The 17,082-nt window shown below is 60.7% G+C and carries 18 protein-coding genes; 10 read left to right on the top strand and 8 right to left on the bottom strand.

Annotated elements, in window-relative coordinates; genetic code table 11:
- Positions 1-4 precede the first annotated feature (4 nt).
- Positions 5-808 carry an ABC transporter permease gene (locus B0D71_RS21435; RefSeq protein ID WP_007975817.1) on the top strand — a complete coding sequence of 268 codons (804 nt, stop codon included), beginning with the start codon at positions 5-7 and terminating at the stop codon, positions 806-808.
- A complete protein-coding gene (locus tag B0D71_RS21430; protein ID WP_103396519.1) occupies positions 796-1,629 on the top strand; it encodes an ABC transporter ATP-binding protein in 834 nt (277 codons plus the stop codon). The genes B0D71_RS21435 and B0D71_RS21430 overlap by 13 nt, the downstream gene beginning before the upstream one ends.
- A gap of 130 nt (positions 1,630-1,759) precedes the next feature.
- On the opposite strand, the gene B0D71_RS21425 is transcribed toward B0D71_RS21430, so the two are convergent.
- Both B0D71_RS21425 and B0D71_RS21420 read right to left on the bottom strand, forming a co-directional pair.
- Positions 1,760-2,839: an endonuclease/exonuclease/phosphatase family protein gene (locus B0D71_RS21425; RefSeq protein WP_103396518.1), complete on the bottom strand. Its 1,080-nt coding sequence runs from the start codon at positions 2,837-2,839 to the stop codon at positions 1,760-1,762.
- 66 nt (positions 2,840-2,905) lie between these two features.
- On the bottom strand, positions 2,906-3,580 hold the full coding sequence (locus B0D71_RS21420) for a YciC family protein (protein WP_103396517.1): 675 nt from the start codon (positions 3,578-3,580) through the stop codon (positions 2,906-2,908).
- Between the two features lie 179 nt (positions 3,581-3,759).
- Here B0D71_RS21420 and B0D71_RS21415 point away from each other — a divergent pair, with 179 nt between their 5' ends.
- The 3 genes from B0D71_RS21415 to B0D71_RS21405 all read left to right on the top strand — a co-directional run bounded on the left by B0D71_RS21415 (position 3,760) and on the right by B0D71_RS21405 (position 5,848).
- Positions 3,760-4,536, top strand: a complete 777-nt coding sequence (locus B0D71_RS21415) for a DUF2076 domain-containing protein (protein WP_103396516.1) — start codon at positions 3,760-3,762, stop codon at positions 4,534-4,536.
- A gap of 198 nt (positions 4,537-4,734) precedes the next feature.
- Entirely contained in the window at positions 4,735-5,214 is a 480-nt protein-coding gene (locus B0D71_RS21410; RefSeq protein WP_007990686.1) for a LabA-like NYN domain-containing protein, read from the top strand.
- Between the two features lie 22 nt (positions 5,215-5,236).
- A complete protein-coding gene (locus tag B0D71_RS21405; protein ID WP_103396515.1) occupies positions 5,237-5,848 on the top strand; it encodes a 3'-5' exonuclease in 612 nt (203 codons plus the stop codon).
- A gap of 130 nt (positions 5,849-5,978) precedes the next feature.
- Here B0D71_RS21405 and B0D71_RS21400 read toward each other — a convergent pair whose 3' ends face one another.
- On the bottom strand, positions 5,979-6,434 hold the full coding sequence (locus B0D71_RS21400) for an Lrp/AsnC family transcriptional regulator (protein ID WP_103396514.1): 456 nt from the start codon (positions 6,432-6,434) through the stop codon (positions 5,979-5,981).
- Positions 6,435-6,598: 164 nt separating this feature from the next.
- Between B0D71_RS21400 and yedA the strand changes: the two genes are divergently transcribed.
- Both yedA and B0D71_RS21390 read left to right on the top strand, forming a co-directional pair.
- On the top strand, positions 6,599-7,540 hold the full coding sequence (gene yedA, locus B0D71_RS21395; protein WP_103396513.1) for a drug/metabolite exporter YedA: 942 nt from the start codon (positions 6,599-6,601) through the stop codon (positions 7,538-7,540).
- 65 nt (positions 7,541-7,605) lie between these two features.
- Positions 7,606-8,943, top strand: a complete 1,338-nt coding sequence (locus tag B0D71_RS21390) for an RNA helicase RhlE1 (protein ID WP_103396512.1) — start codon at positions 7,606-7,608, stop codon at positions 8,941-8,943.
- A 100-nt stretch (positions 8,944-9,043) separates the two neighbouring features.
- Here B0D71_RS21390 and B0D71_RS21385 read toward each other — a convergent pair whose 3' ends face one another.
- From B0D71_RS21385 to B0D71_RS21365, 3 genes are all read right to left on the bottom strand, one after another.
- Positions 9,044-10,006, bottom strand: a complete 963-nt coding sequence (locus B0D71_RS21385; protein ID WP_103393606.1) for an IS110 family transposase — start codon at positions 10,004-10,006, stop codon at positions 9,044-9,046.
- Between the two features lie 233 nt (positions 10,007-10,239).
- Positions 10,240-11,481, bottom strand: coding sequence for a TIGR03862 family flavoprotein (locus B0D71_RS21375; protein ID WP_103396511.1), 1,242 nt, complete (start codon positions 11,479-11,481; stop codon positions 10,240-10,242).
- Positions 11,482-11,773: 292 nt separating this feature from the next.
- A complete protein-coding gene (locus B0D71_RS21365; protein WP_103396509.1) occupies positions 11,774-12,694 on the bottom strand; it encodes a histone deacetylase family protein in 921 nt (306 codons plus the stop codon).
- A 79-nt stretch (positions 12,695-12,773) separates the two neighbouring features.
- On the opposite strand from B0D71_RS21365, the gene B0D71_RS21360 reads away from it, so the two are divergent.
- The 3 genes from B0D71_RS21360 (at position 12,774) to B0D71_RS21350 (ending at position 14,908) form a co-directional block, all read left to right on the top strand.
- Positions 12,774-13,343, top strand: coding sequence for a GNAT family N-acetyltransferase (locus B0D71_RS21360; RefSeq protein ID WP_103396508.1), 570 nt, complete (start codon positions 12,774-12,776; stop codon positions 13,341-13,343).
- 105 nt (positions 13,344-13,448) lie between these two features.
- Positions 13,449-14,318 carry an acyl-CoA thioesterase II gene (gene tesB, locus B0D71_RS21355; protein ID WP_103396507.1) on the top strand — a complete coding sequence of 290 codons (870 nt, stop codon included), beginning with the start codon at positions 13,449-13,451 and terminating at the stop codon, positions 14,316-14,318.
- Positions 14,315-14,908 carry an HAD family hydrolase gene (locus B0D71_RS21350; RefSeq protein WP_103396506.1) on the top strand — a complete coding sequence of 198 codons (594 nt, stop codon included), beginning with the start codon at positions 14,315-14,317 and terminating at the stop codon, positions 14,906-14,908. The genes tesB and B0D71_RS21350 overlap by 4 nt, the downstream gene beginning before the upstream one ends.
- A 123-nt stretch (positions 14,909-15,031) precedes the next feature.
- Here the strand turns inward: B0D71_RS21350 and B0D71_RS21345 are convergent, their stop codons facing one another.
- Together B0D71_RS21345 and ypfJ are read right to left on the bottom strand one after the other, a co-directional pair.
- Positions 15,032-15,991, bottom strand: coding sequence for an alpha/beta fold hydrolase (locus tag B0D71_RS21345; RefSeq protein WP_103396505.1), 960 nt, complete (start codon positions 15,989-15,991; stop codon positions 15,032-15,034).
- Positions 15,992-16,885, bottom strand: a complete 894-nt coding sequence (gene ypfJ, locus B0D71_RS21340; RefSeq protein WP_103396504.1) for a KPN_02809 family neutral zinc metallopeptidase — start codon at positions 16,883-16,885, stop codon at positions 15,992-15,994.
- Between the last annotated feature and the right edge of the window lie 197 nt (positions 16,886-17,082).

The raw sequence follows: 17,082 nt of genomic DNA, 5'->3' as shown, positions 1-17,082 counted from the left end.
CTGCATGTTCAAGCGCAATTCATGGCTGAGCCGCTGCATCACGCCCAAGACCGGTTTGCCGGTCTCGGTGATCTGGAGCGCGAGCGGGTTGGCCTGGGTGCTGTTGGTCGGCCTGTGGGCCGGCTTGTCTTACGGCGGCGTGGTACCAGGCATGTTCCTGCCGACGCCGGGCGCGGTGGTCGAGGCTGCCGTGCGCCTGGGTCGCGACGGCACCCTCGGCCAGCATGTGTGGGCCAGCGTCGAAGTGGTGATGGTCGGTTTCATCGTGTCGTCCCTGGTGGCCGTGCCGCTGGGACTGTTGATGGGCAGCTTCCGCATCGTCCAGGCGTTCCTGGAGCCAATGGTCAACTTCATCCGCTATTTGCCGGTGACCTCGTTCGTACCGTTGTTCATCCTGTGGATCGGCATCGGTCTGGAGCAGCGTGTATCGGTGATCATCTTCGGCGTGTTTTTCCAGCAACTGGTGATGATCGCGGACGTGTCCAAAGGCATCTCCAAGGACCTGATCAACGCCTCCTATACCCTCGGTTCGAATCGCCGTGACGCGGTCTTGCATGTGATCGCCCCGGCGTCGCTGCCAGGCGTACTCGACACCCTGCGCGTGACCATGGGCTGGGCCTGGACTTACCTGGTGGTGGCTGAACTGGTCGCCGCTTCCAGTGGCCTGGGTTACCTGAGCCTCAAGGCCATGCGTGGCTTCCAGGTGGACGTGATTTTCCTCGCCATCGCGATCATCGGCCTGCTGGGCCTGGTCACCGATCAACTGTTCCGTTTCCTACGCCTGAGGATTACCGCATGGGCTCAGTAACCGCCGCCACTCATCGTTTTGTCGCCCCTCAGACTGCCCCGGTGAACGCGCCACGGCTGCAAGTGGACAAGGTCAGCCTGCGTTACAAGAAGCCCGATGGCGGAACCTTTACCGCGTTGCAGGAGGTGTCGTTCGAGGTGCCTGACCAGCAATTCGCTGTGCTGGTGGGACCATCGGGCTGCGGCAAGTCGAGCCTGTTGTACCTCACCGCCGGCCTGGCCGAGCCGACGTCAGGAGAGATTTACGTCGGTGGCAAACAGGTGGAAGGCCCCGGTGCGGATCGCGGCATGGTGTTCCAGAGCTACACGCTGTTCCCGTGGCTGACCGTGCGGCAGAACGTCGAGTTTGGCCTCAAGCGGCGGGGCATGCCGGCGGCGGAGCGCAAGGATATCGTCGATTACTACGTCAACGAAGTGGGCCTGAGCGGCTTTGCCGACAACTACGCCAAGCAGTTGTCCGGCGGCATGATGCAACGTGTCGCCATTGCCCGCGCGCTGGCCAATGACCCGCAGATTCTGCTGATGGACGAACCCTTCGGCGCCCTCGACAGCCAGACGCGCCTGCAAATGCAGCAGTTGTTGCTGCGGGTCTGGGGCAACAGCAAGAAGACCGTATTGTTCGTGACCCACGACATCGACGAGGCGATTCTGCTCGGCGACCGGGTCTACGTCATGGGCGCCAGGCCAGGGCGGATCAAGCAAATCCTCGATGTGCCGATCGAGCGCCCACGCAACCTGGACATGGTCATGGAGCGCTCATTCATCGAGATGAAACGCGAGATCTTCGGGTTGCTGCATGATGATCTGGAAGAGGTGCATTAATTCGCAAATGTACATTCCCTGTAGGCGCTGGCTAGCCAGCGATGGCGATTTTTCATTCAACAATGATGTCGACTGACACTACGTCATCGCTGGCAAGCCAGCTCCTACAAGGTTTTGTGTTGATTGGGAATCAGGGCGCAGCCGGCAGCAGAAACCGGGCAATCACCGGCAGGTGATCGGAGATGCGCAACGTATCATCCTGCCGCACCATCGCCTCGACTCGTTTGATCCGCGGGCTGTAGAACAGGTAGTCAACGGTCCGGTCCGGGCCGTTCAGCCCGGGATCGTTCGGGTAGTGGGTTAGCCAGCGTTCGCGGTCGATACCACTGGCTTCGTTGTTGGTCGGGATCATCGGGTACTTGTCCCACAAGATGTGCAACGGGCTGTCGGCGGAATAGGGCGTGCGTTGCGCGTCGGGCAAGCGTCGATACTGGCCTAGCGGCAACAGGTTGAAATCTCCGCCGATCAACCACGGCGTGCCACGGCTTTCGAATTTATCGAGGGCGCTGGCTACGGCGTTCATCTGGCTTTGCAAGTCATTGTCGGCTTGGGTGGCGCGGTCCAGATGGGTATTGAGCACTGCGATCTGCCCGCCATCACTCAACGGCAAATAGCTCACCAGCAAGGCGTCTCTGGGTTTGAATTGGCGGCTGACCGGATTGCCCGAGGCGACAGGCAGTTGCCAGCGTTCGGCATGTTCGATCTGGTAACGGCTCAGGGTTGCCAGTTGCCGGCCGACGCTGCCAAAGATGTGCGGGTTCGGTACGAAGTCGGCCTTCCAGTCGAAGGCGCTGGTGCTACAGGGATACAAGTCGGCGAGCCGTTCTTGCAGCAGTTTGAACTGGTGCTGGTAATCGCTGGCCTTGGCGCTGTCGTCCAGTTCCTGCAACAGCACGATGTCCGGTTGTTCGTCGCGAATCACCCGCGCCACTTCGTCGAGGCTGAAGGCCATGTCTTCCGCTGTGGGGCGTTCGTCGGCACCGGCGGCGAGGTCATTCCAGAAAACGTAACGCTTGCCGGCCAGGTACTGGACGTTCCAGGTCATCACCTTCAGCGCCTGTCCCGGGACCAGGGTGGGTGCCTGGTCACTGCAACTGATGGGTAAAACTTCTTTGGCGTCGGGGCGCCAGGTCAGGCTGTAGATCATCACGGCGATCAGGCCGATGGCGATCAGCAGGCCTAGCAAGGTGTGGCGCAGTAGACGGGTCATGGCTCGGCTTATTAGCGTTACAAAATTGTTCCCGAGCATACCCGAGAGCGATGGTCGCGCCCAAGGTCAGAGCGAGTTGTCATTTCTCTCAGGCTGCGGATTGATCAGCATGAACAAGCGGAACAGCACCACGCTGGTAAACAGCTGCAGGAAACTGTGCGCGCTGTCGATCAGCAGCGAGATCACCGGGTTTTGCGGTTCCGGATACACCGCCAGGGTAGCGCCCTTGAGCAGCCACAGCGGCCCCATCACACACAGAATGCACAGCAGGATGCGCAGGAAGTGACCTTTGGTCATGCGCAGGCTTTCCTTCATGGCTGCCAGCGGCGCCAGGCCGCGCAACACCAACAGGTATTCGCCAAACGCCAGGGTGACCATCAGGTAGATGCCCGGCAAGAAGTACAGCGACAGGCCCAGCAGAATCAGCACGGTATTGAGCGCTGTGAGCAGGGCGAAGCGTGGCCACAGGCTCGCGGCCATCGCCAGCAGGTCGCGGTTACGCGGCGACTCGCCCCGGCTGCGGGCGTCGAGAAACAGAATCAGCGCGCCGGTGTACAGCGGGTAAACCAGCAGGCCGACAATCACGCTGATGCCGGGGAAACTGTCCGGCTCCGTGGAGTGGTCGACCACTTGTTGCAACAGCGCCTCAAGCATCACCAGCGGCAGGCACAGCTGCACGATCTGGCCCAGATTGCGCTTGAAGAAGTACAGCGAGTCACGCAGGACATCTAACGGATTCATCAGTTGGTATCGCAGGTTGGAAGCAGTGGTTCACTTTAACCGATCAAGCGCCGGGGGACGCAAACGTAAACGTTCGGTAAAGGCCATTGAAACATCCTGTTTCAGCATCCATTAAGGTCGGGCCCCTTATCCTCCGTGGAAAAGGGCAACGATTTCTCCCGGCAATCTATGAGGTCGCCATGAACAGCGAAGAACAAACCCTGATCGATGGACTGTTTTCCCGGCTGCAACAGGCCGAAACGGACTCAGCCCCGCGCGACGCCTTGGCCGAGGCGCGGATCAAGGAACACCTGGCGCGCCAGCCGGCGGCAGGTTATTTCATGACCCAGGCAATTCTGGTGCAAGAGGCGGCGATCAAGAGCCTCGATGAACAGAACCAGCAATTGACCCGGCAAGTCCAGCAGTTGCAGGCCGAACTGCAACAGGCCAAGGCTCAGGCGACCCCGGCTCCGGCACCGAGTAGCGGTGGCTTTTTGTCGAGTATCTTTGGCGGCGCCTCCCGTGATCCACAACCGGCACCCACCCAGAGCGCACCGCCATCGAGCGGCGGCTGGCGCGAGCCGGGGCGCTCGTCGTTTGGTGCGCAAGCGCCTCAGCCAAACTTCGGTGCCCCGCAGCAAAACTTTCCACAGCAGGGCTATGCTCCGCAGCAACAGGCTCCGGCAGCGGCCGGCAGCAGTTTCCTCGGTGGCGCGCTGAAAACCGCCGCCGGCGTGGCAGGTGGCGTGATGCTGGCTCAAGGCATCAGCAGCCTGTTCCATCACAATCAGCAACCGGAAGTCGTCGAAGTCATCAAGGAAGAGCCGGCCCAGGTCAACGACCAGGGCAACAATGGCTGGGGCGATGACCAGCGCATGGCTGGTAACGACGCCTACAGCAACGATCAGGGCGGGTTCAGCGACGCTGACTACAGCGATGACTCGCTCTTCGGCGGCGACGACGATTCCTACGTCTGACCCCTCTGTGGCGAGGGAGCTTGCTCCCGCTGGGGTGCGAAGCAGCCCCCTTGCTTTAGAACCCAAAGGGCCTGCTACGCAGTCCAACGGGAGCAAGCTCCCTCGCCACATAGCCGATTATTCGCGGAACAATCCTCTGGGCTGGCATACTGGGCGACTTTTCGGGCCTGGGGCCTGGTTCAGCCTTGAGGAAAACCGGTGAAAAAAATCGCAGTGTTCGCCGACGTCCAAAACCTCTACTACACCGTGCGTCAGGCTTATGGTTGCCACTTCAACTACGCCGCGCTGTGGGCTGACATCAGTAAACAGGGCGAGATCGTCGAAGCCTATGCCTATGCCATCGACCGTGGTGACAGCAAGCAGCAGCAGTTCCAGCAGATCCTGCGCAACCTCGGTTTCACCGTGAAGCTCAAGCCGTACATCCAGCGCAGCGATGGTTCGGCCAAGGGCGACTGGGACGTGGGCATCACCCTGGACATCATGGACGCCGCCGACCATGTCGATGAAATCGTACTGGCCTCCGGTGATGGCGATTTCGACATGCTGCTCGAGCGCATCATCAGTAAACACGGCGTACAGGCGGTGGCCTACGGCGTGCCGGGGCTCACGGCCAACTCGCTGATCCGCGCCGCCAGCCGCTACGTGCCGATCGAAGGCGCGTTGCTGCTCAAGAATTGATTTTTACGGAGTTCAACCAGGTTTGGAACGCATCGCAGTCATCGACTTTGAAACCACCGGGATCTCCCCGAGCAGCAGCTGTCGGGCCACGGAAATTGCCGTGGTGATTCTTGAACAGGGGCGCATCGTCGAGCGTTACCAGAGCCTGATGAACGCCGGCGTACGCGTCCCTGCCTTCATCGAACAACTCACCGGCATCAGCAACGCCATGCTGCGCACCGCCCCGTCGGCAGAGCAGGTGATGAACGAGGTCAATGAATTCGTCGGCACCACGCCACTGCTGGCGCACAACGCCGCATTCGACCAGAAGTTCTGGGACTTTGAGCTGGGGCGAATCAAACGCACCCGCCTGCAGAACTTTGCCTGCTCGTTGTTACTGGCCCGCCGCCTGATGCCCGCCGCGCCGAACCACAAACTCGGCACGCTCACCACGTTTGCCAACTTGCCCCACACCGGCAAGGCCCACCGGGCCATGGCCGATGCCGAGATGGCGGCCAACCTGACGGCGCACCTGGCCGAAGAGCTGCGCCAGAAGCACGGCTTGCGCGAGCTGTCCCATGACCTGTTGTGCAAGTTGCAGAAGGTCCCTGCGGCGAAAGTGGGCGAGCACCTCAAGCGCTATCGCGGGTTCTAAGAGCTCCGCCAATCCCTGTAGGAGCGAGCCCGCTCGCGATGAACCCGAGAACAGTGCGGGGTGTCAGGTTTCCCGCGATATCGTTGGCGATCATCGCGAGCAGGCTCGCTCCTACAGGTTCCGCGTTCGATCAAAGCTTGCCATTCCCCTCAATGTGCCCCAACGGCACCCGCTTCTCTATCGCACTCGACAACACAATCGAGGTCTTGCTGAACCCGAACGTGGCAATCCGGTTGATCAGCTCCTCCAGCTCCGGCATCGAGCCCACCGCTGCTTGCATGATCACGCAGGGATCGCCGGTCACCCGATGGCATTCAGTCAATTGCGGGATTTTGATCAGATCGTCGTAGGCTTTCTGGTTGCCGTGCTGGTTCAGGCGCAGTTCGATCACGCACTGGATGGGCAAGCCGAGCTTGGCCATGTCGACCTTTGCCTGATAGCCGGTGATCACGCCGCTGGATTCGAGCTTGGCCACGCGCTCGGCCACCGCCGGGGCAGACAGGTTAACCTTGCGCGCCAGGTCCGCGTAGGACGCGCGACCGTTTTCCAGCAGGGCGCTGAGCAGCATGCGGTCGTATTTGTCCATGGGGTGACTCCTGAAAATGACTGGCTTTCGAAAACATGGTTTATCGCAAGAATCTCCGTGTTTTGAAAAGTGTACCGGTGCGATAAACAGGTTTTGTAACTTATTTTCTGCCGTTGGCCTTTCTAGAATAGCCGTTCACTTGTCTTGCCTGCGAGCTGCTCCCCATGCCTGGCCTCCGTCGTTTTCCCTTACCGTTGATCGCAGCCTTTTTCGCGTTGTATGTGATTTGGGGCTCGACCTACCTGGTGATCCGCATCGGCGTGGAGTATTGGCCGCCGCTGCTGCTTGCCGGCATCCGCTTCGTCATTGCCGGGACCTTGATGTACGCCTTCCTGCGCTGGCGTGGGGCGCCGGCGCCGACCTGGGCACAGTGGAAAGCTGCCGGGGTCATCGGCGTGTTGCTGCTCGCCTGTGGTAATGGCGCGGTCAGTGTCGCCGAGCACACGGGCGTGGCTTCCGGGGTCGCCGCATTGGCAGTGGCGACGGTGCCGCTGTTTACCTTGCTCTGTGGATATTTCTGGGGTGCGCGTAATACCCGTCTCGAATGGGCCGGGATTGTTCTCGGGCTGATCGGCATTGCCATGCTCAACCTTGGTTCCAACCTGCAGTCGAGCCCATTGGGCGCGGCACTGCTGGTGTTCGCGGCGGCGACCTGGGCCTTCGGCTCGGTGTGGAGCAAACACCTGCCGTTGCCTCAAGGGGCTATGGCCAGTGCCGTGGAAATGCTGGTGGGGGGTGTGGTGCTGCTGATCGCCAGTGCGGTGAGCGGTGAACATCTGGAGAAAATGCCGCCGATCGAAGGCTGGGCGGCTCTGGCGTATCTGACTGTGTTCGGTTCGATCATCGCCTTCAACGCCTACATGTACCTGTTGAAGCACGTGCGTCCAGCCGCGGCCACCAGTTATGCCTACGTCAACCCGGCGGTGGCGGTGTTGCTGGGGATCGTTTTCGTCGGCGAGACCATTGGCATCGAAGAAGCCCTGGCGATGGCCGTGATCATCAGCGCCGTGGTGTTGATTGGTTTGCCACAGTGGCGTCGTAAGCCGCAGCAGCCAGTGGATAAGGTAGTGCCGACGGTGGTGCCGACAGAATCCCGTGTGAATTAGGGTAAACTGCGCGCCATTGCACTCTTGTTTCGCACAACCGCGCTGAATTTTCCTACGGTACTCCCATGACTTTCGCCACCCTTGGCCTGATCGAACCCTTGCTGCGCTCCCTTGAGACGCTCGGCTACCAGACTCCGACGCCGGTTCAGGCGCAAGCCATTCCGGCAGTGCTGGCCGGTCGTGACCTGATGGCCGCGGCCCAGACCGGCACCGGCAAGACCGCCGGTTTCGCCCTGCCGCTGTTGCAACTGCTGGCCATGGAAGGGCCGAAAGTCACCGCCAACTCGGTTCGTGCACTGATCCTGGTGCCGACCCGCGAGCTGGCCGAGCAGGTTCACGAAGCCGTGCGCCAATACGCCGAAAACCTGCCGTTGCGCACTTACGCGGTGTACGGCGGCGTCAGCATCAACCCGCAAATGATGAAGCTGCGCAGTGGCGTCGACTTGTTGGTAGCGACTCCGGGCCGCTTGCTCGACCTGTTCCGCCAGAACGCACTGAAGTTCAATCAGCTGCAAACCCTGGTGCTGGACGAAGCCGACCGCATGCTCGACCTGGGCTTTTCCGAGGAGCTGGCGAACATTTACCGCGCGCTGCCGAAGAAACGTCAGACGCTGCTGTTCTCCGCGACCTTCTCCGATGACATCCGCCTGCTGGCCGGGCAGATGCTCAATGACCCGCTGAGCATTGAAGTCAGCCCGCGCAACGTCGCTGCCAATACCGTCAAGCAGTGGATCGTGACGGTGGACAAGAAGCGCAAGCCGGAGCTGTTCGTGCACCTGATGCGCAAGGGCAAGTGGAAGCAGGTGCTGGTGTTCGCCAAGACCCGTAATGGCGTGGACGCGCTGGTGGAAAAACTCCAGGGCCTGGGCATCAATGCCGACGGTATCCACGGCGACAAGCCCCAGGCGACCCGTCAGCGTGCACTGGACCGCTTCAAGGCGAGTGAAGTGCAGATTCTGGTCGCCACCGACGTGGCGGCCCGAGGCCTGGACATCGAAGACCTGCCATTGGTGGTCAACTTCGACTTGCCGATCGTCGCCGAGGACTACATCCACCGTATCGGTCGTACCGGTCGCGCAGGTTCGACGGGCGAGGCGATTTCCCTGGTCTGCGCCGATGAAGTGAATCTGCTGTCGGCTATCGAGATGCTGACTCGCCAGACCCTGAAGCGGCAGAGCGAGCCGGACTTCGAGCCAGAGCACCGGGTGCCGGATACCGATGCCAGTGGTCAGGTGATCAAGAAGCCAAAAAAACCGAAGAAGCCCAAGGCTTCCGGTGGTGGCGGCAAGCGTAATCTTGGTAAGTGGGTAGATAGCGGAGAGGTTGCGCCGGCGGAGCCTTCGATCAAGCCAGTGCGCAAGGTGCCGGTGTTCAATACCGGGCCGCGTAAGCGCAAGCCTTAACAGCAGTAGCGCAGGCCAAACTGCCTTCGCGAGCAGGCTCCCACACTGGATCTGTGTCGTTCACAAATTCTGTGTTCACAGAAGATCAATGTGGGAGATTCTATGTTTGGGGGGAACCCCCAAGCATAGAATTAGGCTTGTATTCACTTTGGTTTTTCATCAACGCGAACATCACTCTGGCCAGCTTGCGTGCCAGGATAACCAAGGCTTGAGTACCTTTTAGGCCTCTGGCCAGATAACTCTCGTAGTACGGTTTCCAGATCGGCGAACGGCTGGCGGCCATGGCGCTGTTGTGAAACAGGCGCCGGAACTCCGAGTCTCCTCGCTTGGAGAGTCGACGCCTTTGATCCTTTTGTCCTGACTGCCTCACCCGCGGATCCATGCCGAGGAAGGCCACGTATTCGTCGCTGTTAGCAAATTTTCCACGCAAAAACGCTGTGGCCGCTGCTGTGGCTGTCAGGAGCCCGACACCCTCGACGGCCTGGCAGCGCTTCACCTGATCCTGCATCCCGGCGTCCTCAGCAATCTCCTTGAGTGTTTTCTGAATCGTTTTTTCGAACTGGGCAATGGCGGCCAGAAGCTGCTTGAACTGTTCTTTGAGCAGGGGTTCGTTTTTCCAGCTTTGCTTGAGTGCGACACAGCCCCGGACCAACTGAGCCCGGCGACGAAGCAGGCTTTTGAGTTGGGTGTAAGCCTTCGGCGGAGGACTCCAGATCCTCAGTCTGTCGGACTCCCTGCTCAAGTAACGCGCCAGCAGTTCGGCATCCAAGGCATCTGTTTTCGCCCTCATGCCTATTCCGTCGCGGTATTTGTTGAGGCGACAGCCATCGATGACATAAACGTCATGGCCCATTTCATGGGCTATTTCCGTTGTATCAAGGTGATAGATATTGGTCGCTTCAAGCGCGATAGCGCTGTTCGCAGGTAGCGTCTTGAGCCATTGCTTCAGGGCTGATCGCTTGTTCGCGACATTTCGGGTTCGTTCCAGGTCGGATCGATAGATAACAATCTCGTCCTTCGCCACATCCACACCAACGACCACCTGAGAATCAAGGATTGTCATGGCCCACCCTCCGAGCTAGGGTTTAAAGACTTGTTGGGGTTCACCGTTGCGCTGGCTTGTTTCTATCGTCGGTCCGAGCCGATGCATTCCTTATCGGCGCATTAGGTGAAGGGGTGGGACGAAGTCTCCCACGGTCTGTACTGGTCAGAGTCAGATGACGAGCTTTAGTCCCACCCACCCCTTCAAGTCTAAACATACAAGCGAGCCTGCTCGGGAAGGGCGCGCCTCGGTCTTTAAACCTGGCGCCTCAACCATTCCACCATCCCCAACCCCGCCGCTCGCCCACTGGCGAAACACGCGGTGAGCAGATAGCCGCCGGTCGGCGCTTCCCAGTCCAGCATCTCTCCCGCGCAGAACACGCCAGGCATTTGCTTGAGCATCAAGCGCTCATCCATTGCTTCGAACAACACACCACCAGCGCTGCTGATAGCCTCATCCAGTGGACGGGTTTGCACCAGTGTCAGTGGCAATGCCTTGATCGCGTGGGCCAGCAAGGCCATGTCGGCAAAGCAGTCGGCGCTGGTCAGCTCACGCAATAGCGCCGCTTTTACCCCATCGATACCCAACTGGCTGTGCAGGTGCTTGGCCATGGAGCGCGATCCCCGGGGCTTGCTCAACGCCGCCTGAACTTTATCCACAGGCCGGCCGGGCAGCAGGTCCAGATGAATCGTTGCCGAACCGTGTCGGTTGATTGCTTCGCGGATGGGTGCCGACAGGGCATAGATCAAACTGCCCTCGATCCCGGTAGCAGTGATCACACATTCGCCGAGTCGCGGAACGTCGTCGTTAAGGCCAATGGCGATGTTTTTCAGCGGCGCGCCGGCGAATTTGTTGACCATCAACTCGCTCCAGGCCTGCACCTCGAAGCCGCAATTGCTCGGTTGCAACGGCGCCAGTCCTACGCCGTGCTGCTCCAGTGGCAGCATCCATGCACCGTCCGAGCCCAGGCGCGACCAACTGCCGCCACCGAGGGCGAGCAGGGTGGCGTCGGCCTGAACGGTTTTCTCGCCTTCCGGGCTGTCGATGCGCAAACCGCCGCGCTCGTCCCAGCCGAGCCAGCGGTGGCGGGTGTGGATAACTACGCCGCTGTCACGCAGGCGCTTGAGCCAGGCGCGTAGCAGCGGCGCGGCTTTCATGTCGGTGGGGAACACCCGGCCGGAACTGCCGACGAAGGTATCGATGCCTAGCTCGTGAATCCATTGGCACAGCGCTTCTGCACCGAAGCCGCGCAGCAGAGGGGCGATCTGCGGGGCGCGCTCGGCGTAGCGCGAGAGAAACGCCGGGTAGGCTTCGGAGTGGGTGATATTCATGCCGCCAACGCCGGCCAGGAGGAATTTTCGTCCGACCGAAGGCATGCCGTCGTACAGGTCGACCTTGATCCCGGCCAGGCTCAACACTTCGGCCGCCATCAGACCGGCAGGGCCGCCGCCGATGATGGCGACGTGGGAAGGGGAGGCGGTCGAAGATCGGGTCATGGGAAGCGCTGCGGTTTTGGCGAATGAAGCCGGGCATTCTACCAGCCCAGACCCCTGTAGGAGCGAGCCTGCTCGCGATGGTCTTGAACGATTACGCGGGAAACCAGGTGCCCAGCGGCGACGTTGCGTTTTTCGCGAGCGGGCTCGCTCCTACAGGGATCGTTGGTGAATTCGACGGTTGGTTAAAAAACAACCACCACTCTGTAGCCTATATGCGGCGTGGCCTGTAGTCCCTTTCACTCAGGTTATCCACAGGCAGCTCCACAGGCATTGTGGGTAAAGCATCCACAGCTCAGTGACAACCTGATGACTGCCAGACGCGCTGCGCGCTGTGATGGAGGATGCCGTGACGGCGGGCCAGGGCCTGGCGGTCCTTGCTGTAGCCGCCGCCGATCACCCCGACCACCGGAATGTCGCGGCCCAGGCAATGGCGCATCACGCTTTCATCGCGGGCGGCGACGCCTTCGTCTGTCAGCTTCAGATAACCCAGGGCGTCGTCCTTATGCACATCGACCCCGGCGTCATACAACACCAGGTCCGGTTGGTAGAGCGGCAGCAGGTAGTTGAGCGCATCGTCCACCACCTTCAGGTAATCGGCATCGCCCATGCCGTTTGGCAGCGGGATGTCCCAGTCGCTTTCGGCCTTGCGTGCGGGAAAATTCTTTTCGCAGTGCAGGGAAACGGTCACTGCTTCCGGGGTGTTGTGCAGAATTCGTGCAGTCCCGTCGCCCTGATGCACGTCGCAATCGAAGATCAGCACCCGGTTCACCCGGCCGCTTTCCAGCAGGTAATGGCTGATCACCGCCAGGTCATTGAAGATACAGAACCCGGCCGGGTAGTCGTAGTGCGCATGATGGGTACCGCCAGCCAAGTGACAGGCCAGACCATGCTCCAGCGCCTGTTCGGCCGCCAGCAACGAGCCGCCGACCGCCCGCACCGTACGCCGGGCCAGGGCTTCGCTCCAAGGCAGGCCGAGGCGGCGCTGGTCTTCGCGGGACAATTCGCCACTCATGTAGCGTTCGATATACGAAGGGTCATGGGCGAGGGCGAGAATGTCCGCGGGGCACAGCTGCGGACGCAGCAAGTCGGCGTCGCGGGTCAGGCCGCTGTCCACCAGGTGGTCACGCAACAAGCGGAACTTGTCCATCGGGAAGCGGTGATCCGCCGGAAACTCGGGACTGTAGTCTTCGTGATAAATCAGCGGCAGCGGCATGATGATTTCAGACGGGAATGAGAGACGGATCCTACCAGCGTTGTAGACTGGCGACATTGAAATGGAGGGGCGGGGCACGATGGAGCCAATACTGGAGCTTGAAAGTGCACGACTGCTGTTGCGGCAATGGCGCGATGAGGACTTGTCGGACTTTGCCGCGATGTGTGCCGATCCGCAGGTGATGCGCTACTTCCCGGCACCGTTGAGCCGGCTGGAAAGCGCATCATTGATCGGCCGAATCCGTGGTCATTTCGCCGAGCATGGTTATGGTCTCTGGGCCTTGCAGCGAAAAGACACTGGCCAGTTCATCGGCTTTACCGGGCTCGGCGTGGTCGGGTTCGATGCGCCTTTCACCCCCGCCACGGAAATCGGCTGGCGCCTGGCCCGCGAGCATTGGGGCCTCGGTTATGCCAGTGAAGCGGCATGGACCGCTCTGCGCTGCGGGTTCGACCGCTTGCCGCTGAAAGAGGTCGTGGCCTTCACGGCGCAAACCAACCTGCCGTCAGAGAAAGTCATGCAGGCCATCGGCATGCACCATGATCCGGCGGATGACTTCGATCACCCGCGACTCGAAGCCAAACATCCGTTGCGTCGGCATGTTCTGTATCGCATCAGCCGCGAACAATGGCTGCAAACCTTGCATGGATAAGCTGGCACGGACGTTTACAATGGCCCCATGATGGCCCTGGCGGGAAACTGAATCGACCGTCGCAGCCAAGGCTGCACGGCAATGTGTTGTGTGAGGAGAGTCTGAATGAGCCAAGTGTTGGATGATCTGGTCGACCTGCTGACCCTGGAACCGATCGAAGAAAACCTGTTCCGTGGCCGCAGCCAGGACTTGGGCTTTCGTCAGCTGTTCGGTGGCCAGGTGCTCGGTCAGTCGCTGTCGGCGGCCAGTCAGACGGTTGAAGAGGCGCGTCATGTGCATTCGATGCACGGCTACTTCCTGCGTCCGGGCGATGCCGGGTTGCCGGTGGTGTATCAGGTTGACCGGGTACGTGACGGGGGCAGTTTCAGCACGCGCCGGGTCACCGCGATCCAGAAGGGTCACCCGATCTTCACGTGCAGCGCCTCGTTCCAGTACGACGAGGAAGGCTTCCAGCATCAGAGCGAAATGCCGGTCGTGGTCGGCCCGGAAAATCTGCCCTCGGAGCTGGAAATCACCCAGCAACGCGCGCACCTGATTCCCGAGAAAATGCGCGAAAAGCTGCTGTGCCCGAAACCGATCGAATTCCGTCCGATCACCGAGAAAGATCCCTACAACCCGCTGCCGTCCGACCCGGTCAAGTACGTCTGGTTCCGCGCCGACGGTGCCCTGGCTGACTCGCCGGCACTGCACAAGTATCTGTTGGCCTATGCCTCGGATTTCGGCCTGCTGGTCACGTCGATGCAGCCCCATGGCAAAACGGTGTGGAACAAGGACATGCAGGTGGCCAGCCTCGATCACGCACTGTGGTTCCATCAGGATCTGCGTGCCGATGACTGGTTGCTCTACGCGATGGACAGCCCGTGGGCCGGCAATTCCCGCGGATTCTCCCGGGGCAGTGTGTTCAATCGTGGCGGGCAACTGGTGGCCTCGGTCACCCAGGAAGGCTTGATCCGTCACCGCAAGGATTGGGCGTGAGCCTGGCCGAAGTGCGCCACTGGGTGTTCGACATGGACGGCACCCTGACGGTGGCCGTGCACGACTTCGCGGCGATTCGCGTGGCGTTGGCGATCCCTGCCGAACACGACATCCTGAATCATCTTGCCGCACTGCCGGCCGATGAAGCCGCTGCCAAACATGCGTGGTTGCTGGAGCACGAGCGGGACCTGGCCCTCGGGTCGAAACCGGCGCCGGGCGCGGTGGAACTGGTGCGCGAGCTGGCCGGGCGCGGTTATCGCCTGGGCATTCTGACGCGTAATGCGCGGGAGCTGGCGCATGTCACGCTGGAGGCCATTGGCCTGGCCGACTGCTTTGCACTGGAAGATGTGTTGGGCCGCGATGATGCACCGCCCAAACCGCATCCGGGCGGATTGCTGAAACTGGCTGAGGCGTGGAAGGTGCCGGCGAGCGAGATGGTGATGGTTGGCGACTACCGTTTCGATCTCGATTGCGGGCGGGCAGCGGGGGCACGCACCGTGCTGGTGAATCTGCCGGATAATCCTTGGCCGGAACTGACCGATTGGCATGCGGCCGATTGTGTCGAGTTGCGGCAGATGCTGTTGGCTTGATGGCCTCATCGCTGGCAAGCCAGCTCCTACAGTTATTTTCAGTGAACACAAACGTTGTGTACTGCCGAGAACCCTGTGGGAGCGGGCTTGCCCGCGATGGCGTCAGATCAGACAGCGCAAAACCTACGGCCCAAACAAAGCCTTCTGTCCCTCCGGCGAGGTGAACATCCCGTCGCCGTTATGCCCGACCCCGGGCACTTCAATCAGCTGCTGATTCAAGCCTTGGGGTTGCAGCCGTTTCAGGTAATCAAAGTAAAAACGCCCGCGGGCCAATCGATACGGCCCTTGCGCCCTGGCCTCACAGCTCTTGTCCAGCGCCGGATGGTTTGGGTCGATGTCCTGCTGCCCCAGTAGATAAACGATTTCACGCTTGAGGTAACTTTCCTGCAACTGCGTGGCGGTTTGCCCTTCAGCGTAGGCGGGTAAATCCGTCAACCCGTACTTCCAGCGATTGAAATCCGGGCACCCGGCGTGGCTGAACGCCACGGGACGACGCTCATCGAAATAGGCGTAGGAGGACGGGTTGGCGATCACGTAGCGCACCTGTACGCCAGCCGCATCGAGGCCTGACTGCGCGTGGCCGAGCACGGCATAGCGCTGAACCATCTGTGCGCCGCCGGAGTGCCCGGCGATGACGATTTGCTTCACCTGCGGAAACTGCTGGCGGTCACCCAGGCGGGCGATGATTTCGTCGAGCGCGGCGTAGGAACTCAGCCGAAACGGTGCTGTAGATTCGCCTCCGGCCATCCATTCATTGCCTTGCCAGCGCAAAACCGTGTCGGCCACCGGATGCACCGCAACATCGGTTTCATTGAGGAACTGCGGGGCAATCACCAGTGTCGTCGCGCTCTGTCCGGCCAGTTCGGCGGCGTGTTCGCCGCTTTGCAGATAAGTTTGCGCATTGCGCAGGCGCCCATGGATGAGGATCAGTACTCGCTCGATTTTTTCCGGGGCGGGGCTGATGCCCACCGCAATTTCACCTGATTTCAACAGCAGGCGCCCGGAACTGAGTTCCTTGACCCCGTGCTCGGCGGCCTGGGACGTTGCACAAGTAAACAGAACAACCAACAACCACTTCTTCATTTACAGATTTTTCGTCGCAAAGGTATCGCACTGGCTTACCTGGCCTTGGGCGAAACCGGTTTTGAACCAGCGCACCCGTTGCGCCGACGTACCGTGTGTGAATGAGTCCGGGACCACGCGACCCTGACCCTGTTGCTGCAAACGATCGTCGCCGATGGCGTTCGCTGCATTCAGTGCTTCTTCGATGTCGCCCGGTTCCAGCCAGTTCAGGCGCTTCTGCGCATTGTTGGCCCAGACGCCGGCCAGGCAATCGGCTTGCAGTTCCTGACGAACCAGCAAACCGCCGTCGCCTTCCATCTGCCGGCCTTGTTGGCGCGCGGCCTGAATTTTCGCGGAAACCCCGAGCAGGGTCTGCACATGGTGTCCGACTTCGTGAGCGATCACGTAGGCCTGGGCGAAGTCGCCGGCAGCGGAAAAGCGTTGGGACATCTCTTGGAAGAACGCCATGTCCAGGTAGACTTTCTGGTCGGCCGGGCAATAGAAGGGGCCAGTTGCCGAGGTGGCCAGACCGCAGGCCGAATTCACGCGGTTGCTGAACAGCACCAGGGTCGGGTCTTTGTATTGGCGGCCGGCCTGCTGGAAAATCGTACCCCAGGTGTCCTCGGTGTCGCCGAGGATCGAACGCACGAACTCCGCGCTCTCATCATTGGCCGGTGGTGCCTGGCGACTCTGGTTGGTAGCAGGCGCCGACTGTTGGCCCATTTGCCCGGTCAGTTGTCCGAGGATTTGCAGCGGATCCTGGCCGGTGATCCAGCCGATACCGACGATCAAAAGGATCGCCGTCAGGCTCAGGCCCTTGCCACCACCGAAGCGCATACCACCGCCACCGCCGCCAACATCATCACCACGTGCATCGACCACGTTGTCGCTGCGTCGGCCTTTTTTCCATAGCATGTGGGAATCCTCTTCTGTTCCGGGTAAAGAGCGGTGCGATGAGTGTTGCTGCCAAGTGGGAGTGGCGCCAGTCCGGTCGTCCGTCTTTTTCTCGCGCACAGGTTGATTCCCGGCAGCCCGGGAAGGGCTGCCGAAAAACTATTCAGGCTTGTATTGAACACGGATAACCCATCGAATTCCGTCAGGCGATGGGTTTT

It is taken from the genome of Pseudomonas laurylsulfativorans, from assembly GCF_002906155.1.
In the GTDB taxonomy this organism is placed as follows: domain Bacteria; phylum Pseudomonadota; class Gammaproteobacteria; order Pseudomonadales; family Pseudomonadaceae; genus Aquipseudomonas; species Aquipseudomonas laurylsulfativorans.
The sequence above is the reverse complement of the archived record's forward strand: the minus strand, read 5'-3'. Positions and strand labels throughout refer to the sequence as shown.

Bases quoted from the DNA above. Each gene is read 5' to 3' on its own strand.
- B0D71_RS21435 (WP_007975817.1), top strand. From the start codon at position 5: ATGTTCAAGCGCAATTCATGGCTGAGCCGCTGCATCACGCCCAAGACC.
- B0D71_RS21430 (WP_103396519.1), top strand. From the start codon at position 796: ATGGGCTCAGTAACCGCCGCCACTCATCGTTTTGTCGCCCCTCAGACT.
- B0D71_RS21425 (WP_103396518.1), bottom strand. From the start codon at position 2,839: ATGACCCGTCTACTGCGCCACACCTTGCTAGGCCTGCTGATCGCCATC.
- B0D71_RS21420 (WP_103396517.1), bottom strand. From the start codon at position 3,580: ATGAATCCGTTAGATGTCCTGCGTGACTCGCTGTACTTCTTCAAGCGC.
- B0D71_RS21415 (WP_103396516.1), top strand. From the start codon at position 3,760: ATGAACAGCGAAGAACAAACCCTGATCGATGGACTGTTTTCCCGGCTG.
- B0D71_RS21400 (WP_103396514.1), bottom strand. From the start codon at position 6,434: ATGGACAAATACGACCGCATGCTGCTCAGCGCCCTGCTGGAAAACGGT.
- yedA (WP_103396513.1), top strand. From the start codon at position 6,599: ATGCCTGGCCTCCGTCGTTTTCCCTTACCGTTGATCGCAGCCTTTTTC.
- B0D71_RS21390 (WP_103396512.1), top strand. From the start codon at position 7,606: ATGACTTTCGCCACCCTTGGCCTGATCGAACCCTTGCTGCGCTCCCTT.
- B0D71_RS21385 (WP_103393606.1), bottom strand. From the start codon at position 10,006: ATGACAATCCTTGATTCTCAGGTGGTCGTTGGTGTGGATGTGGCGAAG.
- B0D71_RS21375 (WP_103396511.1), bottom strand. From the start codon at position 11,481: ATGACCCGATCTTCGACCGCCTCCCCTTCCCACGTCGCCATCATCGGC.
- B0D71_RS21365 (WP_103396509.1), bottom strand. From the start codon at position 12,694: ATGCCGCTGCCGCTGATTTATCACGAAGACTACAGTCCCGAGTTTCCG.
- B0D71_RS21360 (WP_103396508.1), top strand. From the start codon at position 12,774: ATGGAGCCAATACTGGAGCTTGAAAGTGCACGACTGCTGTTGCGGCAA.
- tesB (WP_103396507.1), top strand. From the start codon at position 13,449: ATGAGCCAAGTGTTGGATGATCTGGTCGACCTGCTGACCCTGGAACCG.
- B0D71_RS21345 (WP_103396505.1), bottom strand. From the start codon at position 15,991: ATGAAGAAGTGGTTGTTGGTTGTTCTGTTTACTTGTGCAACGTCCCAG.
- ypfJ (WP_103396504.1), bottom strand. From the start codon at position 16,885: ATGCTATGGAAAAAAGGCCGACGCAGCGACAACGTGGTCGATGCACGT.